The organism is Streptomyces poriferorum (assembly GCF_019399235.1).
In the GTDB taxonomy this organism is placed as follows: Bacteria; Actinomycetota; Actinomycetes; order Streptomycetales; family Streptomycetaceae; genus Streptomyces; species Streptomyces poriferorum.
Genome location: NZ_JAELVH010000208.1, coordinates 1 through 17,494 on the forward strand (window position 1 = coordinate 1; position 17,494 = coordinate 17,494).

The following is a 17,494-nucleotide window of genomic DNA, read 5'->3' on the forward strand; positions in this document are numbered from 1 at the left end:
GTCGCACCCGCCGTCGCCGCCGCCCCCCGTGGCCGGCCGTACCCGGCACGGGCTCGTGCTCGGGCTGGCCGCGGCCAGCGTCGTGCCCGCCGTCGTCCTCGGCGGCCCGGCCGCGGCCGCCCCGCAGCGCCATCCGGCCTCCACTCCGACCGCCAACCTGAACCCGGCATCCGCGCCGGACGCCGCCTCCGCCGACCAGCAGCCCGCCTGCGGTGGCCCGGAGGCCACCGACTTCCCGATCGACACCCGGATCCACGGCGGCCCGGACACCTACGCCTCGGGCGGCGGCTACGGCACCTGGTTCCTGGACCTGACCAACACCACCGCCGAGCCCTGCCGCGCCATCCACCCGGTCCTGGTCCTCACCGACGAGGACCGCACCCTGACCTCCGACCAGATCCAGCTGGAGTTCTCCGAACGCGCCCACCCCGGTGTCGAACACCGCGTCAGCTGGGAGACGACCGACCGCGACGAGCACATCGGCGTCTTCGGCGGCGAGGGCGACGACTCCTTCCCCGGCTTCACCGTGCCGGCCGGCCGGACCGTCACCGTCCAGGTCAGGCTGGCGTTCACCTCCGACACCAGCCCCGGCCGGATCACCGCGAACGCCGCGATCGTCCAGCGACAGCGCACCGGCGGCGGCGCCACGGGCGAGGGCCTCGACGGGGAGTGGGTCGGCGAGTCCGAGGACTACCCGTTCACCGTGGTCGAGGACGACGGCAGCGGGGACCTGACGGGCGACGGCACGACGGACGAACCCGGCGAAGTGGGCGGAACCGGCAAGGAGGAGGGCGACGGCCTCACCGGGCGGTCCGACTCCAGCCCCGCCCCGCGCCCGGTCGCACCCGGCCGCGATCCGGCCGGGGTGCCGGAACTCGCCAGGACGGGAATCTCGGTTCCGGTCCCGATGCCCGCCCTCACCGTCGCCGGATTCCTGATCGGCGGAGGCGCCGTGGTGCTGGGTGCCCGCCGGATGCGCCGCGCCTCCCGCTGACCCTCGCCGTCCCCGTGCACCGGCGGTGGCTTTTGGCCGCGGCCCGCCGCCGTGACCACCGGTGTTCACATCCGTCTGCCACCATCGGTCCGTGGACTACCCGCACGACCAGGCACCTGGCGCACCGATCCGCTCCGGCATCCCGGAGCACGGCCGTATCCCCAAGTACTACGCGGTCAAGGCTCATGTCTCCGCCCTCATCGACGAGCTGGGCGAGGGCGGCACGCTGCCGCCGGAACGCGAACTCGCCCTGCGCTACGAGGTGTCGCGCGAGACCGTGCGCCAGGCGCTGCGTGAACTGCTCCTGGAGGGACGGCTGGCCCGGCAGGGGCGCGGCACGGTGGTCGCGGGACCCAAGCTGGAACAGCCGCTCTCCCTCGCGAGCTACACGGAGGGCGTCCGCCGTCAGGGCCGCACCCCGGGCCGCCGTCTCATCGGTCTGGAGCGGTTCCCCTGCCCCGAGGCGCTCGCCCCCGAGATCGGGGCGGAGAGCGGCGAGCCGGTCTGGCACCTGGAGCGGGTGCTGCTCGCCGATGACGACCGGGTCGGCCTGGAGAGCACGTACATCAGCGTCGCCCGGGTGCCGGACCTGGAGGAGAAGTTCGACCCCGACTCCTCGTTCTACGCCTATCTGCACGACCGGCTCGGGATCTCCTTCGGTGACGCGGACGAGCGGATCGAGACCGTGCTCGCCACCCCGCGCGAGGCGCTGCTCATCGGTACGCCGCCCGCTCTGCCGATGCTGCTGATCCACCGGATCTCGCGGGACACGGGCGGACAGCCGCTGGAGCGCGTGCGGACCCTGTTCCGCGGTGACCGGTTCTCCTTCACGGCCCACCTCGGCGGACGGGGCTGAACCCGCACGGGCGCGGCCCGACTGTACGGATGGACTGCACGGATCGACTCACGACGATAACGAGAACGTAACGGGTCTAGTCCAAGCTTGGGGCCCAGTTCACCCTCCCGTTGCCGTACCGATCCGTTCAGGCCACCCGTGCCGAGGAGCGTTGCCGTCGTGAGAGTCATCGTCGTAGGAGCCGGCGTGGTGGGAACCATGCACGCCTGGCACGCAGTGAAACGCGGCCACGAGGTCGTACAGATCGAGCGCGAAAGTGAGGCTCGCGGGGCATCGCTCCGCAATTTCGGACAGATTTGGGTCAGCGGCCGGGCCGGCGGCGAGGAGCTGGAGACCGCGCTCCGCGCCCGCGAGCTGTGGGAGTCCCTCGGTGAGCGGGTGCCGGGACTCGGCTTCCGGGCCTGTGGCTCGCTCACCCCGGTGCGCACCGCACGGGAGACCGCCGTCGCCGAAGCGGCCGTCGCCCGCCCCGACGCGGCGGCCCGCGGTTACAAACTGCTGACCGCCGGCGAGGCCAGGGCGATCAACCCCGCCCTGCGCGGCGACTTCGCCGCCGCGCTGTGGTGCGAGCGGGACGCGGCCGTCGAACCGCGCACCGCCCAACTTGCCCTGAAGCAGGAGCTGCTGGCCTCCGGCCGCTATACCTACCTCGGCGGCCGCGAGGTGCGCGAAGTCGTCGGCACCGCATCCGTCCGTGACGACCACGGCGACGTCCACACCGGCGACGCCGTCGTCCTCGCCACCGGCGCCTGGCTCGGCGGCCTCGTCCGCGAACTGGCCGGACCTGATCTGCCCGTGCGCCGGGTCCGCCTCCAGATGATGCAGACCGACCCGCTCGGCGAACCGCTCACCACCTCCGTCGCCGACGCCGACAGCTTCCGCTACTACCCGGCCTACCGCGGCGAGGCGCTCGACGCGCTCAACACCGGCCAGGCCCAGACCCCCACCGCCGCCGAGCACCGGATGCAGCTCCTGATGGTCCAGCGCCGCGACGGCGGACTGACCATCGGCGACACCCACGAGTACGAGCACCCCTTCTCCTTCGACACCGTCGAGGAGCCCTACGAGCACCTCACCGCGGTCGTCGAGTCCTTCCTCGGCCGCCCGCTGCCGAGGATCCGCCGCCGCTGGGCCGGGGTCTACGCCCAGTGCACCGACACCACCCGCGTCGTCCACCGCCAGGAGGTGCGGGACGGCGTCTGGCTCGTCACCGGGCCCGGCGGACGCGGCATGACCTGCTCGCCCGCCATCGCCGAAACAACCGCCAACGAACTGGGCTGGTGAAGACGTTGAACCACGACTCCAAGCTGAATCTGATCGTCCTCGACATGGCAGGCACCACCGTCGCCGACGGCGGCCTCGTCGAGCAGGCCTTCTCCGCCGCTGCCGCACGCCTCGGCGTGGAGCCCGGCTCCGCCGACCATGCCGGGAAGCTCGACTACGTACGCGCCACCATGGGCGAGTCCAAGATCACCGTCTTCCGCCACCTGTTCGGCGAGGAGACCTTGGCCCAGCGGGCCAACGCCGCCTTCGAGGAGGCGTACGGAGAACTGGTCGACGGCGGCCGCATCGCCCCCGTCCCCGGTGCCCGCGAGGCCATCGAACAGCTCACGTCCGAGGGCCGGACCGTGGCCCTGTCCACCGGCTTCGCCCGCGCCACCCAGGACGCGATCCTTGCCGCACTCGGCTGGCAGGACCTGGTCGCCCTGACCCTCTGCCCCGCCGACGCGGGCGGCCGCGGCCGCCCCTACCCGGACATGGTCCTCGCCGCGTTCCTGCGCACGGGGGCCGTGGACGACGTCCGCCGGACCGTCGTCGCGGGGGACACCTCGTACGACATGCTCAGCGGCGTACGCGCCGGCGCCGGCATCGTCGCGGGCGTCCTCACCGGCGCCCACGACAAGGACCAGCTGACCCGCAGCGGAGCCACCCACGTCCTCGGCTCCGTCGCCGAACTGCCCGGCCTGATCGCGCGGGCCGAGGCATGACGGGCGGGGCCGAAGCCGTCCGCGGCGGCATCAGGTTCGACGGGGTCAGCGTCGCCTACGGCGGCAACGTCGTCCTCGACCGGCTCGACCTGACCGTCGAACCCGGTGAGGTCATGGCCCTCCTCGGCCCCTCCGGATCCGGCAAGACGACCGCCCTGCGCGCCGTCGCCGGATTCGTCCGGCCCGCGGCCGGGCGGGTGTTCATCGGCGACCGCGATGTCACCGCCCTGCCGCCGCACAAGCGCGGCATCGGCATGGTCGTCCAGCAGTACGCCCTCTTCCCGCACCTGCGGGTCCAGGACAACGTCGCCTTCGGCCTGAAGGCGCAGAAGGCCGACAAGGCCGGGATCCCGGGACGGGTCGCCGAGGCACTCGAACTCGTCGGCATGGGGGACTACGCCAGGCGCTACCCGCGCGAACTCTCCGGCGGCCAGCAGCAGCGCGTCGCCATCGCCCGCGCCCTCGCCATCCGCCCCGGGGTCCTGCTGCTCGACGAACCGCTCTCCGCGCTCGACGCCCAGCTGCGCTCCGGGATGCTGACAGAACTGGCCCGGCTGCACCGTGAACTCCCGGACGTCTCCATCCTGTACGTCACCCACGACCAGGTCGAGGCGCTGACCCTCGCCGACCGGATCGCCGTCATGGACAAGGCCCGGCTCCAGGACTGCGGCACTCCGCAGGAGCTGTACCGGCGTCCCCGTACGGAGTTCACCGCCTCGTTCGTCGGCAACGCCAACCTGCTGCCGGTCACCGTCGCGGAGCCCGCCGGCACGGTGGACTTCGCCGGGCACGCGCTCGCCGTGCCGACGGGTTCGGTGGCCGGCGGTGCCACCGCGACTCTCTGCGTCCGGCCGCATCTGGTCGGGCTCGGGGACGGGCCCAACGCGCTGACCGGGACGATCTCGGAGGTCCAGTGGCGCGGCTCCACGCACCGGCTGTACGTCGATGTCGACGGGCACAGGGTCAAGGCGGATGTCCGGGAGCTGCGGGACACGCCGGTACTGGGCGACAGGGTGACGCTGCATTTCGCGGCGCACGATGCGGTGTTGCTGCCGCAGGGGGCGGGGGCCTCTCATGGCTAGCACCAGCGAACCGCTTACGCAGCCGCTCCCCGCACCGGGGGTTGTGCCCACCCATCCCCGAGGTCTCGACTCCGCCCGACCGGGGGAGACCCCACTCGCCCCGGCGGAACAGATGCCCACAAAGGCGCGGACGGGCTGGAAGGGTCCTGCCTGGGCGCTGCCCCCCGTGGCCGTGCTCGCCGTCGTGTTTCTCTACCCCCTCCTCCTCGTGGTCCAACAGTCCTTCAGCCCCGACGAGGGCGGTACCTCGCTCGCGCCGTACGCCGACGTCTTCGCCTCCGCTTCCTTCCGGTCGGCCCTCACCACCACCGTGTGGCTCGCCGCCGGTTCGACCGTGGGATGCCTCGTCCTCGGATTCGTCCTGGCCCTGGTCATCGCCTTCGTCCCGTTCCCCGGCGCCAAGGCCGTCGCCCGGTTCGTGGACGTCTTCCTCTCCTTCCCCTCCTTCCTGATCACGCTCGCGCTGCTGTTCATCTACGGCAACGCGGGCATGGCCAACGGCGTCTGGACCGGCGTCACGGGAGCGGCCGACGGGCCCTTCCACTTCCTCACCACCCCGTGGGGCGTACTCCTCGCCGAGATCACCTACTTCACCCCGTTCGTGATGCGCCCCCTGCTCGCCGCCTTCTCCCAGCTCGACACCGCACAGCTGGAGGTGGCGTCCTCGCTCGGTGCCGGGCCCGCCCGGATCGTGCGGCAGGTGATCCTCCCCGAGGCGCTCCCGGCGCTTCTCGCGGGCGGCAGCCTCGTCCTCGTGATGTGCCTCAACGAGTTCGGCATCGTGCTCTTCACCGGCGCGAAAGGGGTCACCACCCTGCCGATGCTCGTCTACAGCAAGGCGATCCTGGAGTCCGACTACCCGGCCGCCTGCGTCGTCGCCGTCGTCAACATCGCGATCTCCGTCGGTCTCTACAGCCTGTACCGGGCGGTGAGCCGCCGTGCTGGTGCATAGCCGTACCGGGAAGTGGGCCACCTGGGCCGTCTTCCTCCTGCTCTTCGTCCCGCTGTTCGCGGTGCCGCTGCTGGTCGTCCTCGCGGCCTCGTTCGCCACGAACTGGTCCGGCGCCTTCCCCTCCGGACCCACCCTCGACCACTACGACGCGGCCACCGCGGGCGATTCCCTCCAGGCCCTCACCACGAGCCTGGTCACCGCCGTCACCGCGAGTCTGGCCGCCCTCACCATCGGCACCTGGGCCGCGCTCGCCGCCGCCTCGCTGGGGCGCCGCGGCAAACGGTTCCTCGACGCGCTGTTCATGCTGCCGGTCGCCGTGCCGTCCGTCGTCGTCGGACTCGCCGTACTCGTCGCGTTCAGCCAGCCGCCGGTGCTGCTCAACGGGACGCGCTGGATCGTGATCCTCGCGCACACCGTCCTTGTCACGGCGTTCGCCTACACGTCGGTTTCGGCCGCGGCAGTTCGTCTCGACCCGATGTACGCACAGGCGGCCGCCAGCCTCGGCGCCCGGCCCTCGTACGTGCTGCTGCGCGTCAGGCTGCCGCTCCTGCTGCCGTCCCTCACGGCGGCGGCAGGGCTCTGCTTCGCCCTGTCGATGGGCGAGTTGAGCGCCACGATGATGCTCTACCCGCCGGACTGGACACCCCTCCCCGTGCAGATCTTCGCGGCCACCGACCGCGGCTCGCTCTTCACCGGAGCGGCCGTCGCGGTGGTCCTGATGGCGGCGACGCTGCTCGTGCTGTTCGCGGTCTCCCGCATCCGCACCAGGGCCTCCTACCGCTGAGATCCCGTAACGCCACGTCTTCCAGGAGATACGACAGCCATGCGCAAGAACCACCTCAGGCCCATAGCCGCCGTCACCGGCGCGCTCGCCCTCGCCGCCACCCTCTCCGCCTGCGGCGGCTCCTCGGCCGCGTCCGACGAGAAGGTCGTCACCGTCTACAGCGCCGACGGCCTCAAGGGCGAGAACGGTGACGGCTGGTACGACAAGGTCTTCAAGGACTTCGAGAAGGAGACCGGCATCAAGGTCGAGTACGTGGAGGGCGGCTCCGGCGAGATGGTGCAGCGCGCCGTCCGCGAGAAGTCCAACACCCAGGCCGATGTGCTCGTCACCCTCCCGCCCTTCATCCAGCAGGCCGACACCAAGGGACTCCTCCAGGCGTACGAGCCTGCCGGCTCCGACCAGGTGGAGAGCGCCGGCAAGGCGTCCGACGGGAAGTGGACCTCCGTCGTCAACAACTACTTCGGCTTCGTCTACAACAAGAAGGAGCTGACCACCCCGCCCGCCACCTGGGAGGAGCTCCTCGACGGGAAGTACGACGAGAAGGTCCAGTACTCCACCCCGGGCATCGCCGGTGACGGTACGGCCGTGCTCATCAAGGCCATGCACGACTTCGGCGGCAAGGAGCCGGCGATGGCCTACCTGAAGAAGCTCCAGGCCAACAACGTCGGCCCGTCCGCCTCCACCGGCAAGCTCGCCCCCAAGGTCGACAAGGGTGAACTCCTCGCCGCCAACGGCGATGTCCAGATGAACTACGCCCAGTCCAAGGACATGCCGAACCTCGGCATCTGGTTCCCCGCGAAGGCCGGCGGCAAGCCCACCACCTTCGCGCTGCCGTATGCCGCCGGGCTGGTCACCAAGGCCCCGCACAGCGCCAACGGCAAGAAGCTGCTCGACTTCATGCTCGCCGAGCAGGCCCAGAAGGACGTCAGCGAGGTCGGCGGCGGGTTCGCCGCCCGCAAGGACATCGAGGCAACCGACGCCAACGCGGCGGCGCTCACGAAGCTGATGGAAGGGGTCGAGGTCTTCGAGCCGGACTGGTCCGACATCGGGACCAACCTGGACACGTACGTGGACGCCTGGAAGTCGGCCACCGGAAGCTGACCGTTGCCGGACGATTCACCGCAGGGGTCTGGACCTCCGATGGATCATCGCGAAAAGATAACGGGTCTAGTCCCGAGTTCAACTCCTGTGTAACCAGCAGGGATTTGAGCGCGCTCCCGTGTGTCCCCACCACTCCGACGGAGAATCTCGTGACCTCAGGCATGTCCCGCCGCTCTCTCCTCATGAGCGCGGCCGCCCTCGCCGCCGCAGGACCCCTCGCCACTGCCACGGCCGCCCGTGCCGCCGCCCGTACGCCCAAGGTCCTGGTCATCGGACTGGACGGCGCCCTGCTGAACAGGATCAAGGACGCGGACGCACCCCACCTCGACGCGCTGATGTCGGCCGGACTCACCTCGGTCAGCCCGCTCTACGCCGATCCGATGGCACCCACCCTGTCCGGTCCGGGCTGGTCCACGATCATCACCGGCGTCTGGCCCGACAAGCATCACGTCAAGGACAACGCCTTCACCGGCAACGCCTTCGCGCAGTACCCCGACTTCCTCACCCGGATCGAGACGGCGAAGCCCTCGCTCTCGACGTACGCCGTCGCCTCCTGGAACCCGGTCACCGACACGATCTTCTCCGCGAAGGTCGACACCCGGGTCTCCACCCCGGACGCCGAGTACGACACCGGCACCACGAGCAGGGCCGCCGCCGAGCTGGCCGGCGGCAACCGCGACGCGGTCTTCGTCCACCTGGACAACGTCGACCACGCGGGGCACAGTTACGGCGCCGCGAGCAGCCAGTACCTGGACGCCATCCACGGCGTCGACACCCAGGTCGGCCAACTGGTAGCGGCGGTACGGGGCCGGTCCACGTACGGCTCCGAGGACTGGCTCATCATGGTCACCGCCGACCACGGGCACACCGACGCGGGCGGCCACGGCGGCTCCAGCGCGGCCGAGCGGCAGACCTTCCTGCTGGCGAGCGGCGGCTCCATCACCCCGGGCTCCACCCGGTACGACATCAAGATGCCGGACGTCGCGGCCTCCGCCCTCGCCCACCTGGGCATAGCCGTGAACCCGGCCTGGGGACTCGACGGCCGGCCGCTCCAGCAGCCCACCCCCGACGCCTTCGACGCCCTGCGCCCGCAGTTGCAGACCAGGGCCGACGAGACGGGCATCGGCAGCGCGGTCGTCGGCTTCACCCACACCCCGCCCGCCGGATGGGCCGTCGACAACAGCGCGATGGGCACCGGCGGCGTCACCGAATGGCGCGGCTGGACCTTCACCACCGATGAGTTCTGGACCTCCGCCGAACGCGGCCAGTGGCGCGAGACCAATGTCCGGGCCCGGAACGTCTTCGCGGTCGCCGACGGCGACGAGTGGGTCGACAAGGACTACACGGGCACCTTCGACTCCACCCTGATCAGCCCCGCCTGGCCGGTCCGGGGCGGTCGCACCGCCACCCTCGCCTACACCAGCCACTACCGTCAGGAGGACCCGCAGAAGGGCGAGGTCCTGGTCTCCTACGACGGAGGCACGCCCGTCACGGTGAGGACGTACACCGCGGACACCGTCTCGAAGGCCGAATCGATCAGCCTTCAGGTCCCGGCCGGAGTCACCACCGCCCAGGTCCGGTTTCGGTACACCGGGGGCAACAACTGGTTCTGGGTCGTCGACGGTGTGCGGATCACCTCCGGCTGATCAGGGGCCGGGGCGGACCCTCTAAAATCGGGGGCGTCGGCGCTGCACAACGCGGTGCCGCCGGCGTCCCCGCATTTGGCGTACGGCAACTGGAGTCCCACATGGCAGAGCGCAAGCCGATCTCGTCCTGGCTCACCGACATGGACGGAGTCCTCATCCACGAGGGGACGCCGATCCCCGGCGCGGATGCCTTCATCAAGCGGCTGCGGGACTCGGGGCTGCCCTTCCTGGTCCTCACCAACAACTCCATCTACACCGCCCGGGACCTGCACGCCCGGCTCAGCCGCATGGGCCTCGACGTCCCCGTCGAGAACATCTGGACCTCCGCACTCGCCACCGCCCAGTTCCTGGACGACCAGCGGCCCGGCGGCACGGCCTACGTCATTGGCGAGGCGGGACTCACGACCGCGCTGCACGACATCGGCTACGTCCTGACCGACCACGAGCCCGACTACGTGGTCCTCGGCGAGACGCGTACGTACTCCTTCGAGGCGCTCACCAAGGCGATCCGGCTGATCAACAACGGGGCGCGCTTCATCTGCACCAACCCCGACGAGACCGGCCCGTCCGCCGAGGGCCCGCTGCCCGCGACGGGCTCCGTCGCCGCCCTCATCACCAAGGCGACCGGCAAGGCCCCCTACTTCGCGGGCAAGCCCAACCCTCTGATGATGCGCACCGGGCTCAACGCGATCGGCGCCCACTCCGAGTCCAGCGCCATGATCGGCGACCGGATGGACACCGATGTGCTGGCCGGCCTGGAGGCGGGCATGCAGACCTTCCTGGTGCTGACCGGACTCACTACGGTGGCGGACATCGACAAGTACCCGTTCCGGCCCTCCACCGTCGTCGACTCCATCGCCGACCTGGTCGAACTCGTCGACGTGGGCTGACCCGGGCCAGTGCGGGGAACGGGCGGGCCGGCCCGCCGCCCCGCACTCCACCGGCCCAGCGGCCGGGCCCTGCGGATGCGAAATGCTCCGGCACGCGTGAACCTTCCATCAGGAGGTTCACGATGCGTTCCATACCCCTCACGTTCTGTGCCGCCGCGGTGGCCGCGGCGACCCTGATGCCCGCTTCCGTCGCACTGGCCAATTCCGACTCGGACCACGAGGACTCGCGGTCCCGGGCCACCCTCACGCTCTCCCCGTCCTCTGTCTCCCCGGGCGGTGAGGTCGACCTGGAGGTCGACGGCTGCAAGGGCAAGGAGGCCAAGGGCAGCTCCGACGCCTTCGTCTCCGAGGCGCGCTTCTCGCCCGGCGGCGACCGGACGCTGTTCGCCGAGGCCCGGGTCCGTTCGGACGCCGAGCCCGGTGACTACGACGTCCAGGTCGTCTGCAAGGGCGACAAGCACCTCAAGGCGTCCGCCGTGCTGACCGTCGTCCACCGCAACCGGCCCATGCCCGTCGCCCCGGTCCGCGCGGGTGGCGGAGGCACCGCCGTGCTCGCCGACCAGGCCGCCGCCCAGCAGGACGGTCCCGGCACCGTTCACGCCGTGGTCGGCCTCGCCCTGGCCGCCGTCGCCGCCGTCGCCGTAGCCTTCCGCAGCGTGCGACGCCGCCGCCCGGCCACCGACTGACGTGTCCGCCTCGGACCGCTCGGCAGGACACGGCAGGCTGCTCACCGGAGTGGCCTGGGCCGTACTCCTGCTGGGTCTGTGGCTCTGGGGCCGAGGCATCACCGGCGGCTCCGGAGCCAGCTCCGCGCCGACCACCGGCGATGTCGCCGCGGTCGGCCGGCCGCTCGGCGTGCCGCTGCCACCGGCCCACGACCCGATCGAGGGCGTCGCGCCGCGGAGCGTCGAGATCCCGTCGATCGGGATCTCGGCCCCCGTCGTCTCCCGTGGCCTGGACGAGGACGGGGCGATCGAACCGCCGTCCTTCGACACGCCCCGGACGGTCGGCTGGTACGGCGCCGGCACCGAGCCCGGCGCCAAGGGACCGGCCCTGTTCGTCGGCCATGTCGACACCGAGACCAAACCGGCCGTCTTCTACGGGCTCAGCGCGGCCCGCCCAGGCGCCGAGGTCGAGGTGACCCGGGCCGACGGCAGCGTCGCCGAGTTCACCATCGACGACGTCCAGGTCTTCACCCGCGAACGCTTCAACGCGCAGAAGGCCTACGGGCCCCGCAAGGACGGTCGGGCCGAGCTCCGGCTGATCACCTGCGGCGGTACGTACGACCGTGCGTCGAAGTCGTACACGGCGAACGTCGTCGTCTCGGCCTACCTCACGGGCGAGAAGTCCCGGGAGAAGGCGCGGGCCGATGCGGAGAAGGAGGCGGTCGGCAAGGCGGGCGCGCCCGCCGGCGGCTGACCGGCTGGTATCCGGCCCGGCCGGCGCCCGGTTTCTCCGGGCGCCGGCCGGGCCGGTCCTCGACCGCGGGGCGCGGGCCGCGGGAGTGGCCCGGCGCGGACACGGGAGGTCTGCGGCGTCCGGGTCCGCCGCACGCCCCACTGTAGGGGCATGAACTCCCCGAACCCAGAAGATTTCTGACGTTACGTCGATAACCGGTCACCCTCCGCACGCGGACAGCCGGGGCAGAGCGTGGTGAACCCGCCGTAACAGCTCTTCGACGAAGTCGTGAGGGCCCGGGCCGGTCCTGGGCGCTGTGCCAGGATGGACGGAGATGCGACAGCACCGCCGTCGCACCTCGGTTCCTGGGGGAGTGGATGTACGGCAGTCACAACGGCCGGTTCGGCATGCGGGGAGTGTGCGTGGCCGCGGCAGGCGCCGTGCTGCTGCTCGCGGGATGCGGGTCTTCCGGTGACGGCGACGGTGAAGGCGGATCCGGCGGCAAGAACCCGGCGGCCATCGGCCAGCAGCCCAAGGGCGCCGACCCGTACTGGGTCAACCCCGACGGGAACGCCGCCCGGCAGGTCGGTCGCTACACCGAGGACGGCAACGAGAAGGACGCCGCGCTGATCCGCCGGATCGCCCGGCAGCCGGTCGGCGAGTGGATCGGCACGGACAATCCGGAGGCCGAGGCGAAGGGCTTCACGGAGGCGGCCGAGAAGGCCGACCGGGAGGCTCTGCTGGTCCTCTACAACATCCCGCACCGCGACTGCGGCCAGTTCTCCAAGGGCGGCGCCGCCGACGGAGACGCGTACCGCGCCTGGCTGGACAGTGTGGCCAAGGGCATCGGCGACCGGGGCGCGACCGTGGTCCTGGAGCCGGACGCGGTGCTGCACCTGGTCGACGGGTGCACCCCGCAGGAGTTCCACGAGGAGCGCTACGACCTGCTCAAGGGTGCGGTCGAGCGGCTCAAGCAGCTGCCGGGCACCAAGGTCTACCTGGATGCGGGCAACGCGGGCTGGCACACCCCGGACGCGCTGTTCCAGCCGCTCCAGCAGGCGGGTCTGGGCGCGGCCGACGGGTTCGCGGTCAACGTCTCCAACTTCCAGACCACCGCGGTCAGCAAGGACTTCGGCAAGCGGCTGTCGGCGAAGGTCGGCAACAAGCCGTTCGTGATCGACACCAGCCGAAACGGCAACGGCCCGTACACCGGCGGCGCCCCCGAGGAGACCTGGTGCAACCCGCCGGGCAGGGCCCTCGGCGAGACGCCGACGACGTCCACGGGCGACGAGCTGGTCGACGCGTACCTCTGGATCAAGCGGCCGGGCGAGTCCGACGGCGACTGCCGGGGCGGCCCGAAGGCGGGCGCGTGGTGGCCCGAGTACGCGCTGGGTCTGGCCCGCGGCACCGAGTAGGAGGAGGGTCCCGGTCCGGTGCCGCGGGAGACGACGCCTACGGCACCTCCACCCACGTCCCCTCGGACGGCGTGCCCTTGTCGTCGGTGACGAACAGCATGTACCAGCCCGACGGCACCAGTGCCCGGTTCCCCGGCACCGTCACCGAGATCTCGCCGTCCTTCCGCTTCAGGTCCAGCGCCACCGAGCGCTGGTCCGTGTCCGTGACATGGGTGACCGCGCTCGGCCGCATCAGCTTCGCCGACTTGATGGACGAGGCCTGGTTGGTGGTGAACACCGCCGTCTTCCCGCGCTCGATCCTCTTCGGTCCGGCGGTCAGCTCGGGCCGTGAGTCGCGGTACAGGTAGGGCGGGGTGTAGATCTCGATGCGCTGCTCGAAGACGCCGGGCCGGGTGTCGGCCTTGTCGGAGTAGAGCGAGTCGGATCCGAAGATCATGACCCGGCCGTCGGGCAGCAGCACGGACCCCGAGTGGTAGTTGCGGCCCACCGCCGGGTCCGCGACCCGCTGGTACGTGTCCGACTTCGCGTCGTACAGCCGCGCCTGCAGCACGTCGGAACCGCCGCGGCCGCGGTAGTCGTTGGAGCCGCCGGTGACCAGCAGGGAGTCGTCGGGCAGCAGGGACGCGCTCGGGTAGCGGGTGCCCTCGTCCAGCGAGGCGCCGTCCTTGAACTTCGGATCGGCGTCCTTGAGGTCGACCAGCCGGGACTTCTCGCTGGACTTGCCGGACTCGCCGACGCCGCCCCCGCCGATCACCATGAACCTCTCGTCCTGGGCCGGAGGCAGCCGTACGGTCGCCGAGGTCTCCATCTTGTCCGGATCGCTCAGGCCGGGGATTTTGGTGAACCTGTTCGTCGCCAGGTCCCAGACGCCGGGGGCGCGGCCGACGGTGGCGGGGCCGTATCCCGCGTTCGAGCCGGAGTAGAAGAGCTTGCCGTCGTTGAGCAGGAAGATCGCCGGATAGGTGGGGAACTTCCGGACGATGCCGGTGTACTCCCACTCCTTGGTCTCCGGGTCGTAGATCTCGTCCTTGCCGGGGACGATCTGCCCGATCTCGTCCAGGCCGGACAGGGCGAGGACCTTGCCGTCCTCCAGCGTGGTGAGCGTCGGGTACCAGCGGGCCTCGTTCATCGGGTCGACGGTGATGTACTTCTCCGCCACCGGGTCGAACTCGAAGGCCTCGCGGATGCCCTGGAAGTCCTTCTTGTCGAGAGCCAGCTTCTGGGCGATCCCGTAGACGTTGCGGGTGTCGGAGCCGGACAGGCCCGCTATCCGGTAGTTGTCCTCGGTGCCCGTCTCGTGCTTCGTGCCGGACTTCTGGGCCTCGACGTAGATGCGGCCGAGCCCGGGGTCGTTGCGCAGGAAGGCGCCGGTGTTCTTGTCGAAGACCTTGGTCGCCTTCTCCACCAGCACGGGGTCCTTGGAGACGAAGGTCTTGCCGTTCTCCTTGCCGGTGAACCGGGTGCCCGCCGGCAGCGTGATCGGCTTGTCCGGGTCCTCGTTGTGCACGATCATCAGGCCGCCGGCCTTGGTGACGTCACCCTGGAGCTTCTCGTAGCGCTTCGTGCCGCCGGCTATGAGCAGCTTGCCGTCCGGCAGTTGGGTGTGACCGGCGCAGAACATGTCCTTGGGCGTGGGGATGTTCTTGAAGGCGTTGGTCTCCGGGTCCCACAGCACCGACCGGAAGCTCTTCGCGTCGAAGTTCTTCTGGTTGTTGCCCGAGCCCGCGACGAGCAGCACCTTGCCGGTGTGCAGCAGCGCCGCGTGGATCGTGTTGATCCGGAACTCGGAGGGGATGTCCAGGAAGTCCCAGTGGCCGTTGGCCGCCTTGTAGTCGGCCTGGTTGATCTTGTACGCGTGGTAGCGCTCGGTGCTGAAGCGGTACAGCCACGGCCCGTTCGCTCCCGCGAGCGCGAGAACCACCGCCGTACTGATCGCCATGCGGCGGGTACGGCGGCTCGGACGGTACTTCATGGTTTACGTCCCCCAAGGGCGATCTGCATGGTCTGTTCGTTGCCGGCCCAGTGGGGCTTCTCCTGCTGGGCATGGGCGGGCGGTCCGCTCGCCGGCGGCGGGCCCGCGCGGCGCTTCTTCTTCTCGGCCCGCATCGTGTACCGCCAGCCGAAGATCGGCGCCGCGGTGATCAGCAGCGCCAGCGCGGCCCAGGTGAGCATCGCCGGGTGGCTGTGGCCGAGGACGAAGGACGCCGCGATGGAGCCGGCGAAGACCAGGATGAAGAAGAGGTGGATGCGGAAGGTCCCGAAGAGGGTGTCCGGACTCGACGAGTCGCCCTTGGGCGTCACGACGAAGGAGCTCTTGCGGCGCAGCACGGCGTCCATCAGGGAGCGCGCGTAGATCGGCGCGGAGAGCGCGGACATCATCATGCCGGCGAGACCGCCGGAACCCTCGGGCTCGTGCGGCGAGACGTTGTGCCGGCGGTTCCAGATGTACAGGCCGATCTGGAGTGCCGAGGCGTTGCCGTACAGCATCATCCAGACGGTCGGGTCGATCTGCACACCGGAGGCGCCCATGCCCAGGAACAGCGCGCAACTGAGGGCCGCGAGGATCCAGTTCATCGCGGACATCGGGTAGAAGATGATCATCATCGTGTAGTTGAAGAGCTTGCCCGCGGGCAGCGAGAAGAAGCCCTTCCAGTACTGCTTGAGGATCGTCTCGTACGTGCCCCGCGACCAGCGAAGCTGCTGGGTGAAGAAGTCCGTCCACGCGGTCGGGCCCTCGCCCACGGCCAGCACGTCCGGGGTGTACACGGAGCGCCACTTGCGGCCGGTGCGCGGATTGCGGGCGCGGTGCATCTCGAAGCCGGTCGCCATGTCCTCGGTGATCGAGTCGTAGAGACCGCCGATCTGCTTGAGGGCACTGATGCGTACCGCGTTGCTGGTGCCGACGAACATCGGGGCGCCGTAGCGGTTTCCGGCGCGCTGGATCAGCGCGTGGAAGAGGAACTGCTGCGACTCGGCGGCCTTGGTGACGAAGCTGTCGTAGTTGCCGTACACCTGCGGGCCGATGACGAAGCCGACGTCCGGGTCCCGGAAGTAGCCGAGCATCCGCTCCAGGTAGTTCGGCATCGGGACATGGTCGGTGTCGACCGACGCGAAGAAGTCGTACGCGTCACCGTGGGCGTCGAGCCAGGCGTTGTAGTTGCCGTGCTTGGTCTTCGCCCGGTGCGGGCCCTTGGCCTGGTTCCAGTGCGCCACGCCCTTGCGGGAGAAGTGGTGCACCCCGAGCCGCAGGCAGACCTCCTTCACGGCGGGGTCGTCGCCCTCGTCGAGGAGCCAGACGTGCATCGGTCCGCGGTGGCGGATGCGGACGGCGGCCTCCAGGGTCTTCGTCACCATCTCCAGGGGCTCCTTGCCCGGGACGAAGGAGGTGAGGAAGGCGACCCGGGTGCCGGTCTCCGGCACGACCGGGACCGGGTCGCGTGCCACCAGCGTGGCGTGTGCGTTGGAGAGGACGTTCAGGGTGCGGAAGAGCTCGATCAGACCGATCGAGACCAGCATCACGATGTCGAGGATCAGCAGCGTGTCGTTCCGGAGGTTCGGATCGCGCTGTGTCCAGTGCTCGGGCTGCATCAGCCATGCGAAGAGGCCGAGCGAGACGAGCGGGGCGGCCCCCAGCAGGAGGGCCGCGCGTATCCGGTGGGGCTCCTGGGAGAGGAGCGAGCGGTATTTCACGGTGTACGGCCGGGTGGGGTCGGGCTGGGTCAGAGGCCCGGCGAGCCGGCTGTAGTGCTCGTAGTCGTACCGTGGCAGCGCTTTCCTCTGTCGCCGCCGCTGGCCCCCGGTCCGCAGCTGCGGGGGTATCCGAAGCTGTGTCGTCCGGGACGGGTCGTGGTCCTGCCGGGCGCCTGGCGGCGTCGACGTCATGGGTCATCCCCCTGCACGCAGGCGGGGCTGCGTGGTCGCTCGGTCGTTTCTTCTCGTCCTCCGCGTGTCCCCCTGGAACGCGGCCGACGGCTCAGTGGCGGGTCACCGTTCGTGAGACAGGGAACGGCGTCCTTCCGGTTGCATGATGCCTGCTCGGCGTTTGCTTGTGCACGACGGCTCCCCCTTGCGCCGAACACAACCGGAATCTTGCTCTCCGATTCCCCCAACTACGCGTCTCATCGGCGCGGTTGGCACCGACGACTCCCAGACAGACTGGCCGACCCCAGCCGTCACCGCAAGGGCGAAAGGGGTTAGTACCCGCTCATACGCGCGATTTGTGGGGCTCTTGTGAAGAGGTGGTGTGAGGGCGTATGGGGGTGCGGGCGAGAGGCCCGCGCGCCGTCGGGGCGCCGGGTGGTGGCTGCCTGTCGGGCGTGCGTGAGCTGTGCGTGAGCAAAGTGCTCGCCGAGTGGCGCCTGCGGGAGGGGTGGTGGGGGCGCCTGCGC

15 protein-coding genes are annotated in these 17,494 nt (G+C 70.5%); 13 read left to right on the top strand and 2 right to left on the bottom strand.

Annotation, left to right across the window (positions count from 1 at the left end):
- The 13 genes from JGS39_RS28610 to JGS39_RS28670 form a co-directional block, all read left to right on the top strand.
- A partial coding sequence (locus tag JGS39_RS28610; RefSeq protein ID WP_236065825.1) for a hypothetical protein occupies positions 1–994 on the top strand: 994 nt, incomplete at its 5' end.
- Positions 995–1,085: 91 nt separating this feature from the next.
- On the top strand, positions 1,086–1,850 hold the full coding sequence (locus tag JGS39_RS28615) for a GntR family transcriptional regulator (protein ID WP_219572492.1): 765 nt from the start codon (positions 1,086–1,088) through the stop codon (positions 1,848–1,850).
- Positions 1,851–2,009: 159 nt separating this feature from the next.
- Positions 2,010–3,134, top strand: a complete 1,125-nt coding sequence (locus JGS39_RS28620; RefSeq protein ID WP_219572493.1) for a TIGR03364 family FAD-dependent oxidoreductase — start codon at positions 2,010–2,012, stop codon at positions 3,132–3,134.
- Positions 3,131–3,838, top strand: coding sequence for a phosphonatase-like hydrolase (locus JGS39_RS28625; RefSeq protein WP_306070192.1), 708 nt, complete (start codon positions 3,131–3,133; stop codon positions 3,836–3,838). Before JGS39_RS28620 ends, JGS39_RS28625 begins: the two co-directional genes overlap by 4 nt.
- Positions 3,835–4,920 carry an ABC transporter ATP-binding protein gene (locus tag JGS39_RS28630; RefSeq protein ID WP_219572494.1) on the top strand — a complete coding sequence of 362 codons (1,086 nt, stop codon included), beginning with the start codon at positions 3,835–3,837 and terminating at the stop codon, positions 4,918–4,920. The genes JGS39_RS28625 and JGS39_RS28630 overlap by 4 nt, the downstream gene beginning before the upstream one ends.
- The gene (locus tag JGS39_RS28635; protein ID WP_371930382.1) at positions 4,913–5,872 is read left to right on the top strand and encodes a 2-aminoethylphosphonate ABC transporter permease subunit; all 960 of its coding nucleotides are present in this window, start codon (positions 4,913–4,915) and stop codon (positions 5,870–5,872) included. The genes JGS39_RS28630 and JGS39_RS28635 overlap by 8 nt, the downstream gene beginning before the upstream one ends.
- Entirely contained in the window at positions 5,859–6,656 is a 798-nt protein-coding gene (locus JGS39_RS28640) for an ABC transporter permease (RefSeq protein ID WP_219572496.1), read from the top strand. Before JGS39_RS28635 ends, JGS39_RS28640 begins: the two co-directional genes overlap by 14 nt.
- A 39-nt stretch (positions 6,657–6,695) precedes the next feature.
- Positions 6,696–7,757, top strand: a complete 1,062-nt coding sequence (locus JGS39_RS28645) for a 2-aminoethylphosphonate ABC transporter substrate-binding protein (protein ID WP_219572497.1) — start codon at positions 6,696–6,698, stop codon at positions 7,755–7,757.
- Positions 7,758–7,918: 161 nt separating this feature from the next.
- Positions 7,919–9,403: an alkaline phosphatase family protein gene (locus JGS39_RS28650; protein ID WP_219572506.1), complete on the top strand. Its 1,485-nt coding sequence runs from the start codon at positions 7,919–7,921 to the stop codon at positions 9,401–9,403.
- Positions 9,404–9,504: 101 nt separating this feature from the next.
- A complete protein-coding gene (locus JGS39_RS28655; protein ID WP_219572498.1) occupies positions 9,505–10,293 on the top strand; it encodes an HAD-IIA family hydrolase in 789 nt (262 codons plus the stop codon).
- A 122-nt stretch (positions 10,294–10,415) separates the two neighbouring features.
- Positions 10,416–10,979, top strand: a complete 564-nt coding sequence (locus tag JGS39_RS28660; protein WP_219572499.1) for a hypothetical protein — start codon at positions 10,416–10,418, stop codon at positions 10,977–10,979.
- Position 10,980: 1 nt separating this feature from the next.
- Positions 10,981–11,712, top strand: coding sequence for a class F sortase (locus JGS39_RS28665; RefSeq protein ID WP_219572500.1), 732 nt, complete (start codon positions 10,981–10,983; stop codon positions 11,710–11,712).
- A gap of 356 nt (positions 11,713–12,068) precedes the next feature.
- Complete coding sequence (locus JGS39_RS28670; protein WP_219572501.1) at positions 12,069–13,106, top strand: glycoside hydrolase family 6 protein; 1,038 nt, start codon at positions 12,069–12,071, stop codon at positions 13,104–13,106.
- Positions 13,107–13,143: 37 nt separating this feature from the next.
- On the opposite strand, the gene glxA is transcribed toward JGS39_RS28670, so the two are convergent.
- Entirely contained in the window at positions 13,144–15,078 is a 1,935-nt protein-coding gene (gene glxA / locus JGS39_RS28675) for a radical copper oxidase GlxA (protein ID WP_219572502.1), read from the bottom strand.
- Positions 15,075–16,988 carry a glycosyltransferase family 2 protein gene (locus JGS39_RS28680; protein ID WP_219572503.1) on the bottom strand — a complete coding sequence of 638 codons (1,914 nt, stop codon included), beginning with the start codon at positions 16,986–16,988 and terminating at the stop codon, positions 15,075–15,077. The genes glxA and JGS39_RS28680 overlap by 4 nt, the downstream gene beginning before the upstream one ends.
- Positions 16,989–17,494 lie beyond the last annotated feature (506 nt).